Below are 11,493 nucleotides of genomic sequence, written 5' to 3' on the forward strand. Positions count from 1 at the left end.
CGAGTCTGGGAATTTTCGGCAATAATTTGCCAGCTTCGGTTGCTTAGTATCAAATTATAAACTCCTCTCCAATTAGAGTTGCGGGCACAAAAGGTAAGGACATGAGCCGATGTTCCCGGTGCCCTATAACGACGCCCAGCGCCTGAAATCGCTGGAGTCATACAAGATCCTCGATACGCCGACCGAAGAGGCCTTCGATCACTTAACCAGACTCGCCCGCGCGGAGTTCGGGACGCCCTTCACAATGCTGTCCCTGGTGGACAGCACGCGGCAGTGGTGCAAGTCGCGCCAAGGCTTCGACGCCGTCGAAACACCCCGCGACATGGCCTTTTGCAGCCATACGATTCTGTCGGACGAACCTCTCGTCATTCTCGACGCAACGCGGGACGCACGCTTCAGATGCAGCCCCTTGGTATGTCACAAACCAGGTATACGCTTCTATGCAGGTGCGCCTTTAATCAATCGCGAGGGCCTACGGCTCGGAAGCTTTTGCGTCATGGATACGGAAGCGTGCGCGGGCTTCCCGCTGGAAGAAGTCCGCGAACTTCAGGACTTTGCGCACTTCGCCATGCAATTGATCGAAATGCGTAGACCAGTCGAGCACATGTCACTCCCAACCCCCGAGAGAGAACATCCGGCAAAGGGCACGTTTGAGCCCTCTCTGGTGTTTCTGACGCCAAAAGATCGACACTGGCCGCATTGAACCGCAGCATCAGCGTGGGGTAAAAAGACTCATTCTCTCTACCACGCACGCTAACATCGCGGAGTCTTGCAGACAGGGCGCAATGTCGTTTGCGGTTGCGTAACCCTCTGCCGCCACCACGCAGGCTTCCGGTATGTCTGGACCTTCAGCGGACAGATAAAGACAGAATGCCTGCCCGGCACCCATTGCGGACAACTGCGCATAACGATGGTATTTCTGCCAAGAAGAGTTCCCCTATTCAGCATCACACGAGCGCGCAGATGGAAGACATTGACCTTTTGCTAGACCTGCACAAGAAAGCGGACAGACAGGGTCCCGGAGGCGAAGCCGAGACCCGACTGGCAGTCACCCTGTCCGGGCTCTCCGATCGGAAAAACCTGAAAATCGCGGACATCGGTTGCGGCACCGGGGCGTCGACGATCACTCTGGCCAAGTCTCTTGACGCGGATGTCACAGCCGTGGATTTCCTGCAGGATTTCCTGAAGGAATTGGAACAGCACGCGAAGACCGAGGGCGTCTCAAGGCAGATCACTACCCTCGAAGCGTCAATGGACGCTTTGACATTCGGGCCCTCGACACTTGACGCAATTTGGTCGGAAGGCGCGATCTACAACATTGGTTTCGAGAGAGGAATTCAGACCTGGCGACCCTTTCTTAAGCCGGGCGGAATTCTCGCGGTTTCCGAGTTGACCTGGTTGTCGGATCAGCGGCCCAGCGAGTTGGAGGATTACTGGTCCCGGGAGTATCCGGAAGTTGATACAGCCTCTGCCAAGATGGCGCTCTTGGAGGCCAATGGCTACACACCCGTAGGCTACTTCACTCTCCCCGAGACCTGCTGGCTCGATAACTACTACCGCCCGATGCAGGAGCGCTTTGCGGGCCTTCTTGAAAAATACGATGGCGCCTCCGATGCCCGCGCGCTCGTCGAGGCCGAGCAAGCGGAGATAAGCCTATACGAGCGCTTCTCCGCTTTCGTGAGCTACGGATACTACATCGCGCGGAAGCTTCCGGACTGATGGCGGGAAGACGATTGCCGCACGGGAAATTGGAGGTCGACTAGGAGCGTGTAAGAACCCTGCGGCGTCTGCATCGTTTCTTCGAAACGACTGCCGCCCGGCTGACTACTGTAGATGCTGCAGGCGTTTCGCCCTGCGAAACGCTTGTGGCGGAGAGAGAGGGATTCGAACCCTCGATACGCGATTAACGTATACTCCCTTAGCAGGGGAGCGCCTTCAGCCACTCGGCCATCTCTCCGTTCGCGCGAAGCGGCTGAATATCTATGGTTTTTGCAGGCCGATGTAAATCGAAAAATCAAGCTTTACGAAGATCGGCAGGAAACTGGGCGATCCTTGAGTTATAAGCTGCAGGACTTAAGTCTACGCCCTGAGGCCCACCCTCGCCCCCTGCCCGCTTCAAAGCAGGTCATGCAGCACCTGCAGGACTATAGAAGGCTGCCGGCGAGAGCTTCGGTCAACTGCGGCCCTTCGTTTCGCACATTCCCCACATCCGGACCCACACGCAGGGCCTCCAGCAACTGGCTCGGGTATTGCCCCGCGATCTTCAGGGCATCAGGCACATCGGCCATCAACCAGGTCTCATAGTCCTCCGGCTGAAGAATGACCGGCATACGTTTGTAAATATCAGCCATCACCTCGTTCGCAGCGGTTGTCAGAATGGTAAAGCTATAGAAATCAACCGCCTCTCCCCTCGACGTGCCGCGCCAGGCCGTCCAGAGTCCCGCCATGAAGAACAGCCGGCCATCCTGCTCCTTGATCATCCAAGGCCGTCCTTTGCCCTGCCATTCATAGAAAAATACGGCCGGTATCAGGCAACGCTGGGATTTCAGCGGGCCACGATAGCTGGCCTTATCCATGACCTCTTCGGATTTGGCATTGAAGGTCGCAAATTTGAGCTCTTCGAGAGGCTTATGAAACCACTCAGGCACCAGACCAAACCGGGCCATGGCGCAACGCACTTCGTGCCGATCACTCAGCACGACGGGTGCAAGCTGGGTCGGCGCAATGTTATAGCGCGGCTCCAGATCGAACGCCGGCACGTCCAGACCCGTCAAACCGAGAGCATCAACGACTTCTTTCCATGTCAGGCGGGCAATTCCATAACGTCCACACATGCATTCAGTTTACAGGAAATCAGCGATAAATCCACATTGTTCTCTTTTTGTTCCTATACTAATGTCTCGGCATGTTTGATGAAATCTCCAGCAAAATCACTCGGGCCCTCAAAAGGTCGCGGGTTCTCGTCAGAGTAAAAGGCCAGGATCCCGATACAGGCTACCGCGTCGCCGCCAAGTACGTGCTGGAGGAGCTCGAGCGATCTTACGAGATCCGCAGACGGGGTATGGCCCCGGGCCACAAGACGCCGGAGAACGAAAAGTAGCGAACGTCCGGGCGCTGGTCGGATCTGGCAGAGCGGCCCCACCCCCTTCAGAGAACAGAGGATCTGCGGAACCTGAAGCCCGATAACCCGGATTTCGAATTCAAGGCAGCGGGAGAAAAGGCACTATGGGAATTCGACCACACGCCAGTAATGGTCGATAAATTTCATCGCGTCCGTGAAACTGTTCGCCACGTTGGATTTCACGATATAGCCCGCCACATGCTTTTCGTAGGCCGACAACCGGTCACGGTCATCCTTGGAGGTCGTCATCACGAAGACGACCGATGTACTGAGTTCAGGGTCGCTGCGAAGCTCCGCCAGAAACTCCAGACCGTTCATGCGCGGCATGTTGAGATCGAGCAGAATGAGAAAAGGCGAAACGATCTTTTCCCGGTTGTTCTCTCCGCGGAGATGCTCCAGTGCCTCCCGGCCGTCTCTTGCGATCACCAGAGGATTTTTAATGCGCAGCTCACGGAGCGAACGCTCAATTGCTTTCACATCAACATCGTCATCCTCAACCAGGAGAAAAGTCACCGTTTTATCTGTCATTGCACGTCACACTGTCAGCAAAAGCCGGTTATCCGACGGGAAGTATTAAGGGCATTTTGGTGAAGTGTAACGCTGATCGGCAGATATAAACAAGCGGGCCAGAAGAACGCGCACGCGAGATGGTTCAACAGTAAACGTCAGCGGCACAGGCCCCCACCTCATGACGAGCGGGTGACGACACCTGCGAATACCCGGGCATCTCTGCCGATGACCACGTCAGACCGCAATTGCGACCTTGTCCATTTCCGCACTGACACGCGACTGCCATAACTTGGGCCAAGTGAAGACAAAACCTGTGCCCCGGCCTTCTGCCGGATTGGACTCGATCTCGATGGAACAGCCGGCAATCTGGAGCTGCTTGTAAACGATTGCCAGACCCATGCCGCTGCCTTCCACTTCGTCCCGTCCCTTGAGCGTTTGAAAAACCCCAAAAACGCGCTCATGGAACTCGGGATCGATACCCGGACCGTCATCCCGCACCGAGAAAAGATAGCATTCCTTTTGTTCCTCCGCGCCGATGGTGATCATACCCTCATCACGGTCGTGATGCTTGATCGCATTGGATATGAGGTTGCGGAAGATCTGATGCAACGGCGCCTTGGCTGTTTCGAGAACCGGGAATTCACCCTCCAGGGTCAGAGCAAAGCGCTTGCCCTGCATCACAAGGTCGAATTCACCTTCAATGGTTGATTTGACATCAACGGTCTCGACTTTCTCTTCCTTGCGTCCGACCCGGGAGAACTTCAGCAGATCATCGAGCAAGGCTTCCAGGCGGGCAATACGACCCCGCAGGAGCGTCATATTCTCTTGGCTTTCGCCATCCATCAAAGCCCCCATATCGGCTTCGATCCAGGTGGCAAGGTTATCGATGCCGCGCAGTGGTGCCTTTAAGTCGTGAGACGCAACATAAGCAAACTGAGCGAGCTCGGTATTGGAGCGTTTGAGGTCTTCCGACTGCAGGGCGAGCCGGGTCTCGGTCACTTTGCGTTGAGTAATGTCCGCGATCGAGCCCACCATTCGGACCGGTTCACCTGTCTCATTCCGCGAAGCGAGTCCATTTGCCTGAAACCATAGGTACTCGCCTGATTTGTGGCGCAGGCGATACTCCAGTTCAAATGGCACACCATCATCGAAATGCGCCTGCACTAAGTTGGCGACAGCACCAAGGTCATCCGGATGTACGAGGGACTTGAAAGTCTCGAAACTTGCTTCGATCTCTCCGACATCATACCCAAGCAGGCGATAAAAATTCGGTGACCAGTACTCTTCGTTTTCCTTGATGTCGATCCAATCCCAGATCCCAACACTTGAGCCTTCAGCGGCCAGAGAAAAGCGCTCTTCACTGACGCGGAGAGCTTCGGTCTGCCGTCGCAATTCCTTCTCCTGATCGCGCAGTAGGATCGAATTGTTCCGGAAAACACGCACGGCGTTCGCCAGCGCGCCAAGTTCATCGCTGCCGTGAACACTAATCCGGGCTTCGTGGTCGCCTTTCGCAAGCGCTAATGTCGCCGAGGTCAGGGTTTCGAGACGCTTTACGATTTGCCGGCTCACGATGAAGGTAATAATCAGTGACGATCCGATCAGCGCCATCGCCACGATGACAGTCAGGAGAACGCGGCTTGAGTATATCGCCTGGCCGGCAAAGACCGTTTCGTCCGTAATCGCCTGCTCAGCCTCTTCCAGGAGAGCGGCGGCGCGTTCATTGATACTCTCCGAAGTCTTGACGATATCCTGATGAAGCCGGTCCACACGCTGGTTCTGCTCCAGAATCATTGCCCCTAACTGAAAGATACTGTTTGCGCCTGAGATCGTCGCGGACAGGTCGCGGAGATAATTGCCAACCTCTGCGCGCAGGTCAATCTTCTCCAGGTTCAATGTCAGACGCGTCATCGCGCGGAGATCAAGATCGATCTCGGACTTCAGGCTGTCCAGGCGCCGTGTATTCTGCTCCAATAAGCTCTGGTCCAGCTTTTGCAGAAGTGATTCAGCGCGAAACTGCAATTCAATGAGTTGCTCGATCCCCTCAATATCGGCACCGGTGACCCGTTCGAACAATTGCAGAAACTCTTCGGTTACCTCTTGCCGCTCCCTCAGGTTTTCACGCAGCAAATCGCTGTTCTCGATAAACTGAGACGACGCTTCAATGACAATGGGTTGTACCGAATCAAGAATCGCTGAGACAGCTGCATAGGCCCGGTCAAGCTGCCGCCGCTGTTGTCGTTGCGCAGTGATTCGCTCTACGACCTGCCTTTCCTGAGAAATGCGATTGTCCGACAGCTGTGCAACCAGATCGTTGAGACTGTCGACAAGTTCAATCGATGTACCACCGCGCCGCAGGCGGCGTATGAGCGTCGGCAACTCTGTTAAACGCGCTTCGATACTGACGGTTTGATAACTCAGTTCATTTTGGGAGGTCACACTGGCGAGCGCGGAGGTTGAGGTTGTAAGTACGAAGGTCTGCTGCACCAACTGCTCGGCGACAATCATCGAGGGAACGGCCTGCTCCACGATGCGCCGCTGCGCGTTCTCGATCACGCTGTAACTCACGAAAGCAACAGCGGCGGCGGCAAAGGACAGCCCTGCAACCGCGTAGAATGCGATGCGCAGACGCGAACCGACACTAAGCCCTCGAAGCCGAACCCCGATCATCGATTTATTTTCGTTCATCCATTTTCATTTCGCGGCTTTTACTAAAAATAGCGTAACAATTTATAAATGCCCGTTATATTATTGTATCGACTAATAAATATTCTAAGAGAATTGTGATGGAAGACGATTCTGCCTTTGGTGGCATTTCGCGCCGGAGGCTTCTTGGCACAGGCACCAGCGCAGCACTGATCGGATCCAGCCTGTTACTCCCGCGCTCCGGCCTGCGCGCCCAGTCTACCAAATTTTCTCTCGATCGGCTTCATACGGAGATCATGCAAGAGGTCGCATCCCTGGCAGCCGGGCGGAATGTCGAGATCGTAATCCTGCAACCTCAGGGATCTCTGGGCAACATCAAACCACTGGGCGATACCTTTACGCGAGCGACAGGCGTTAAAATCCGCTATGTCGAAGTCGCCGTCGACGACATCAATACGCAGATGATTATCGATACACTCTCTGGCACTGGGAGTTTTGACCTCGCACTACCGGCGACCTTCGGTCTACCGGATCTTGTCGAGGCCGGTGCACTTTTGAATCTCGACGATCTCGCAGAGCGCTACGCACCGGACGACTTTCGGCGGGACGCCCTTTTTTCAGTGGGCGACTATTACAAAAGCAGCCTCTATGGCTATCAGACAGACGGTGACACATACCTCATGTTCTATAACCGGCCTTGGTTAGAGAACCCGGATGAGCAGAAGCGCTTCGCCGACCAGCAGGGTTATGAGCTGAAAATTCCGGATACCTGGGAAGAGCTCGACACCGTGATGGCTTTTTTCCATCAACCGGAGGAAAAACGATACGGCGGCGCTCTTTTCAGAACGCCCAATTACGTTGCCTGGGAATGGTGGACGCGATTCCACGCAAAAGGCTTTTGGCCGTTCACCGACGACATGGATCCGCAGATCAGCAATGAGGCCGGAATAGAGGCTCTGAACGAACTGATATCTGCCTCGAAATACCTTTACCCCGAAGCCGCCACCAATGGGTTATTCGATAATTGGAAGGCCTACGCAGAGGGTCATATCTTCTGCAACATAGGCTGGGGCGGTACGCAAAAATTCTTGAATGCATCAGGATCAGCCGTACGCGGAAAACTCGCATTTGGGCCGACGCCAGGCGGTATTGTCAAAGGCAGGCTCCTTCAAACACCGTACTTCAACTGGGGTTGGAACTACACGGTCTCCAGTGCAACGAAAGAGCCCGAGATCGCCTATCTCTTCGCGCTCTTTGCCTGCAGTCCGGAGATGTCGACGATCGCGGTCCAGGATAGCAATGGTTACTTTGATCCCTTCCGCGAAGAACACTACAAAGATCCCAAAATCGTCGACGTCTACAGCCCGGATTTTCTGAAGGCGCACCGCTCCGCCATGCGCGGCAGCATTCCCGACCTCTATCTCCAGGGTCAGGGCGAATACTTTGATGCTTTGCGGGAGAATATTGTCCGGGCCGACAGGGGCGAAATAAGCAGCAAGGAAGCACTGGACACCACGGCAAAGCAGTGGCGTAAAACCACCCGCCGGATGGGCCGGCGAAGCCAGTCAACGCAATGGAAATTTCTGAAGTCGCTCTATCCTGAAAAAATCCGCGAGTTGCTCACTTGAAAGAACCAGCGAGCGGACCGGAACCAGCAAACCCGATCCGCTCCCCGGGCGCTATGGCTCTGAGGAACAACAGCGCGACGTCGCACATTTCATCGTTTTCGCCGGGCGGGCAAAAACCGGCGAAACCTCAGAAGCTTAAGACCAGACCCGTAACAACGCCCCAGCCTTCGTTACTGCTGTCGGCGGCATCGCCGTCATATTCGGTCGCAAAGATCGAACCGATCACATCAACGCCGGGGCCGATGCCGTAACTGCCGGACAGCATGACCGTATCGTTTTCATCGTCGCCATCCGTACCGACCAGGCCTTCGACCTCGCCATGCAGGTACGACAGACTGACCGCGGCGGAGTCCCAGGCATAGGCAACGCCGATGTCGTAGCCATTGCCATCGAATGACGTTGCGGTGTCTGTACCGGCGCCGGCATTACCCTCTGTGTGGGCGTAGGATCCGCCGACGGTAAAGCCCGCGTAACCAAGGTTGAAGCCGAGGCTGTAACCTTCGGCATCGTCATCACCGCCGTTTGGTGCCGAGGCCGTTAGAAAACCGGCAGCCAGTGCCACATCGACTTCACCCAGGGTCTCCACGAAGTTCACACCCACGGCAAAACCGTTCTCGTAAAGATCCTCCGCCGGCTGAGCGTTATCATCGCGTTCGAATTCGGGAATGTACGACACGCCGACCTGAACGCCCGAAAAACGCGGCGTGAAATAGGTGATTTTGTTGGCCTTGTCCTCACCCAGAAACAGGAAGGTTGATTCGAAGGCGGAATCAGCGTCGGAAGAGGTCGTGTTCTCAATCCAGTCCGATACGTCGCCATCGTTCAAACCGATACCGACGTCCGGAGCGGCGTATTGCATAATTGCCGCCGCATTGTCACGTGAGCCGATTTCGCCGCGGCCGAAGTTTCCTTCGACGTAAGCATAGCTCTCTGCAATCTGCTCCTCGTTATCAGTGTTGCCGTTGAGAACCACTGCCGCACCGAAGGAAATCCCGTTGTCCAGCGTCGTCTCACCGCCGAATTCAACCTCGGTGTCGCTCTTTTGGTCGAAGTGATCCTGATCGGTATCGTTGTCGGCGTAGCCGAAGAACTGTTCCATGTATCCGGACAGCCCGAGCTTGATCGGCTCTTCGGCTTTCGCACCCGCCGCACCGCAGAGCGTAACGGCAAACGCAGACGCTGCGATCAGCGAAACACGGCTCGATTCGCGCAGCAATTCATTTCGAGTAGTCAACTTCGTTCCTTTCCACAACTCACCCAGTTGCAAACCCGGTCTTCCGGCTTTCACACGAGGCATCTTTCCAAAGGCACCTCAGTGTCGACCGAGGATGCGCTGCTGGTTTCCATAAATGTTATGTTATTACATTTCAATCAGAAAAATCTCAGATTTCGATTCACGAGCCTTGCAATCGCGAATCATTATCATTCTTAATAAAATACAGAGGAAAAGACTCCTGTCAAACAGGTAATGGTTTTCTGAAGATGGCTTGGACTGCTGCAAGTTAGAAAAAGGCGTCAGAAAAGCCATCAGAAGATGACGGTAACGAGGTCCATTCTGAGAGCATATGCCCCAGTTCTTGAAGTTCCTGGTCGCTTGCCGACCCTCGCGCAAATCCATCTTCCCGAGGCGCCCTTTAGCCCAGAGTTCCGCTCCCCGCGAGAAGATCCTGTTCAGAACCCGAGTGGGCACGGCGAGATGGGAATTCGGGCATGTCCCTGAACCGAACCGTCTTGCCCGGCCGAACGGCTCAAATCTCTTGCCTCGAACGAAATCTCTAAAACTAAAATTTAATTCAAATGGTTAGCAGAATTTTATGTGATTGACGGTGAACACAAATAGCTAAGCCATGAAACTTTAAGGTGAGATTGATCAGTTCTCTTTAGAGCACGGATTTTGTTTGAAGAAACTCAATCGTATTCACTCAATCTTAAGCACGTGCCGCCCAAAGTTCCTTGAGAGGACGGGGGTTTTTGATGGAAGCGATCAAGACTGCAAACCTTTCTCTAACCATTTGATTTAGGGGCTGATTCGGTCTTTTCGCACCCGTAGTGAAAGACGGTCAGATTTAAGACGCACTGCCGCATTAGGAGCATCGGATGTCACTCTCTCGGGGAACGGTCGAAACACTTATCGACCTGGTGGAAATCAAATTGAGCTGCGTAGAAGTCTATGACCGTGACGACGCCAGAGAACTGGCGCGGCTGGAACAGGGCCGGCGCGAGCTTCTGGCACTTGCCGGCAGGGAAAGCGAAGAACCTGCAGAAATCGTGAAGATCTCCCGCGGCGCTCGCGGGCGTACGCGCTCCACGGTGACGCACTAAACGTTAATCCGACGGTTTAGGCCATGGCCTAACCCACAAGGGCCTACGGAGGGGAATGCGCCCTCTTAGGCCAAGGCCGATTCCAAGTCCGCGATCAGGTCATCGATGTCCTCGATACCGACCGACAGCCGTAGCATATCGTCCGGGATTGGGCTGTCCGGCCCTTCAACAGAAGCCCGATGCTCGACAAGGCTCTCCACTCCGCCGAGCGATGTCGCCCGCTGAAAACAGCGCAGATTCGCGACGCAGCGCAGGGCCGCTTCCCGCCCCCCCTTGACCCGTAACGACAACATGCCGCCAAAACCGCCCGGCATCTGATGGCGCGCAACCGCATGCCGGGGATGGCTCTCCAGGCCAGGATAGAGCACCGCGTCGATGGCGGGATGTCCGTCAAAATGACAGGCGATGGCCATGGCGTTCGAACAGCAACGTTCAACGCGCAGGTAAAGCGTTCGCATACCGCGCAAGAGCAACCAGGCCTCAAAGGTGCCGAGAACACCGCCGATGTTCAGGCGATTGTCTTTGATTCGCGCCCAGAAGGGGTCGTCCTCCGCAGTCACGAGAGCGCCAGCGAGGACATCGCTGTGGCCGTTCAGGTACTTTGTTGCGGAATGGAAGACGATGTCGGCGCCCAGCGCGAGCGGCTGGGATAGAACCGGCGTCACGACGGTCGAGTCGACAACCAGCTTGGCACCGGCGGCATGCGTCACCTTTGCAACGGCGGCAATATCGATAATATCCCAGGTCGGATTAGCCGGCGTTTCGACCCAAACCAGTTTGGTCTGGCCCGGCTTAATCGCTGCCTCGAAAGCGCCGTCCTTTGTCCCGTCGACCAGATCCAGTCCGATACCCCAGTCAGCGCAGAAGGAGATCATCCAGGCGCGCAGGGTCCAGTACATGACGTCCTGGGCCACGATGTGATCCCCGGGCCGCAAGGCTTGGACCACGGCGGTCGCGGCGGCCATGCCCGATGCAAAGAGCATGGCATCCTTGCCGCCCTCGAGACGGGCCAGCAGGCCTTCCGCGTGTTCGGGCGTGGGTGCCTGGTCGCGGGCATAAATACGCCCGTCGACCAAGGGTTCATAGTCCCGGTCACGCACGAAGGTCGTCGAGGGCTGGATCGCCGGCACCACACCGCCGCTTGCGGGATCGATGCTCTCGAGAGATTGAGCGGCCAGGGTCGCGGGCCGGCGCGTATCGGAGTCAGTCATGGAGTCTGGATAGCCTGCAGAGACCTAAAAAGCCATAGCCCGGTTGCAGGTACCTCAA

10 protein-coding genes and 1 tRNA gene are annotated in these 11,493 nt (G+C 55.7%); 5 read left to right on the top strand and 6 right to left on the bottom strand.

Annotated features, from left to right (window positions below; translation table 11 throughout):
- The first annotated feature begins 109 nt into the window (after positions 1 to 109).
- Both FKG95_RS10660 and FKG95_RS10665 read left to right on the top strand, forming a co-directional pair.
- Positions 110 to 703, top strand: a complete 594-nt coding sequence (locus FKG95_RS10660; RefSeq protein WP_142896335.1) for a GAF domain-containing protein — start codon at positions 110 to 112, stop codon at positions 701 to 703.
- Between the two features lie 260 nt (positions 704 to 963).
- Positions 964 to 1,719 carry a class I SAM-dependent methyltransferase gene (locus tag FKG95_RS10665; RefSeq protein WP_142896336.1) on the top strand — a complete coding sequence of 252 codons (756 nt, stop codon included), beginning with the start codon at positions 964 to 966 and terminating at the stop codon, positions 1,717 to 1,719.
- A 147-nt stretch (positions 1,720 to 1,866) separates the two neighbouring features.
- On the opposite strand, the gene FKG95_RS10670 is transcribed toward FKG95_RS10665, so the two are convergent.
- Together FKG95_RS10670 and FKG95_RS10675 are read right to left on the bottom strand one after the other, a co-directional pair.
- Positions 1,867 to 1,957, bottom strand: a tRNA-Ser gene (locus FKG95_RS10670).
- Positions 1,958 to 2,144: 187 nt separating this feature from the next.
- Positions 2,145 to 2,834, bottom strand: a complete 690-nt coding sequence (locus FKG95_RS10675; RefSeq protein ID WP_142896337.1) for an SOS response-associated peptidase — start codon at positions 2,832 to 2,834, stop codon at positions 2,145 to 2,147.
- Positions 2,835 to 2,905: 71 nt separating this feature from the next.
- Here FKG95_RS10675 and FKG95_RS10680 point away from each other — a divergent pair, with 71 nt between their 5' ends.
- A complete protein-coding gene (locus tag FKG95_RS10680; RefSeq protein ID WP_142896338.1) occupies positions 2,906 to 3,100 on the top strand; it encodes a hypothetical protein in 195 nt (64 codons plus the stop codon).
- A gap of 123 nt (positions 3,101 to 3,223) precedes the next feature.
- Here the strand turns inward: FKG95_RS10680 and FKG95_RS10685 are convergent, their stop codons facing one another.
- Together FKG95_RS10685 and FKG95_RS10690 are read right to left on the bottom strand one after the other, a co-directional pair.
- Positions 3,224 to 3,649: a response regulator gene (locus tag FKG95_RS10685; protein WP_142896339.1), complete on the bottom strand. Its 426-nt coding sequence runs from the start codon at positions 3,647 to 3,649 to the stop codon at positions 3,224 to 3,226.
- A 216-nt stretch (positions 3,650 to 3,865) separates the two neighbouring features.
- Positions 3,866 to 6,316: a PAS domain-containing protein gene (locus FKG95_RS10690; RefSeq protein WP_142896340.1), complete on the bottom strand. Its 2,451-nt coding sequence runs from the start codon at positions 6,314 to 6,316 to the stop codon at positions 3,866 to 3,868.
- Positions 6,317 to 6,414: 98 nt separating this feature from the next.
- On the opposite strand from FKG95_RS10690, the gene FKG95_RS10695 reads away from it, so the two are divergent.
- On the top strand, positions 6,415 to 7,902 hold the full coding sequence (locus FKG95_RS10695; protein WP_218940157.1) for an extracellular solute-binding protein: 1,488 nt from the start codon (positions 6,415 to 6,417) through the stop codon (positions 7,900 to 7,902).
- Positions 7,903 to 8,029: 127 nt separating this feature from the next.
- Here the strand turns inward: FKG95_RS10695 and FKG95_RS10700 are convergent, their stop codons facing one another.
- Positions 8,030 to 9,136 (bottom strand): porin, encoded by a 1,107-nt coding sequence (locus FKG95_RS10700; protein WP_179954040.1) that lies wholly within the window; start codon positions 9,134 to 9,136, stop codon positions 8,030 to 8,032.
- 863 nt (positions 9,137 to 9,999) lie between these two features.
- Between FKG95_RS10700 and FKG95_RS10705 the strand changes: the two genes are divergently transcribed.
- Positions 10,000 to 10,224 carry a hypothetical protein gene (locus tag FKG95_RS10705; RefSeq protein ID WP_142896342.1) on the top strand — a complete coding sequence of 75 codons (225 nt, stop codon included), beginning with the start codon at positions 10,000 to 10,002 and terminating at the stop codon, positions 10,222 to 10,224.
- Between the two features lie 65 nt (positions 10,225 to 10,289).
- Here the strand turns inward: FKG95_RS10705 and FKG95_RS10710 are convergent, their stop codons facing one another.
- Complete coding sequence (locus tag FKG95_RS10710) at positions 10,290 to 11,435, bottom strand: trans-sulfuration enzyme family protein (RefSeq protein WP_142896343.1); 1,146 nt, start codon at positions 11,433 to 11,435, stop codon at positions 10,290 to 10,292.
- Between the last annotated feature and the right edge of the window lie 58 nt (positions 11,436 to 11,493).

The sequence above is a fragment of the Denitrobaculum tricleocarpae genome (assembly GCF_007004665.1).
Taxonomy (GTDB): Bacteria; Pseudomonadota; Alphaproteobacteria; order Kiloniellales; family Kiloniellaceae; genus Denitrobaculum; species Denitrobaculum tricleocarpae.

Excerpts from the sequence above, each read along its gene's own strand:
- FKG95_RS10660 (WP_142896335.1), top strand. The coding sequence starts at position 110 with ATGTTCCCGGTGCCCTATAACGACGCCCAGCGCCTGAAATCGCTGGAG.
- FKG95_RS10665 (WP_142896336.1), top strand. The coding sequence starts at position 964 with ATGGAAGACATTGACCTTTTGCTAGACCTGCACAAGAAAGCGGACAGA.
- FKG95_RS10675 (WP_142896337.1), bottom strand. The coding sequence starts at position 2,834 with ATGTGTGGACGTTATGGAATTGCCCGCCTGACATGGAAAGAAGTCGTT.
- FKG95_RS10680 (WP_142896338.1), top strand. The coding sequence starts at position 2,906 with ATGTTTGATGAAATCTCCAGCAAAATCACTCGGGCCCTCAAAAGGTCG.
- FKG95_RS10685 (WP_142896339.1), bottom strand. The coding sequence starts at position 3,649 with ATGACAGATAAAACGGTGACTTTTCTCCTGGTTGAGGATGACGATGTT.
- FKG95_RS10690 (WP_142896340.1), bottom strand. The coding sequence starts at position 6,316 with ATGAACGAAAATAAATCGATGATCGGGGTTCGGCTTCGAGGGCTTAGT.
- FKG95_RS10695 (WP_218940157.1), top strand. The coding sequence starts at position 6,415 with ATGGAAGACGATTCTGCCTTTGGTGGCATTTCGCGCCGGAGGCTTCTT.
- FKG95_RS10705 (WP_142896342.1), top strand. The coding sequence starts at position 10,000 with ATGTCACTCTCTCGGGGAACGGTCGAAACACTTATCGACCTGGTGGAA.
- FKG95_RS10710 (WP_142896343.1), bottom strand. The coding sequence starts at position 11,435 with ATGACTGACTCCGATACGCGCCGGCCCGCGACCCTGGCCGCTCAATCT.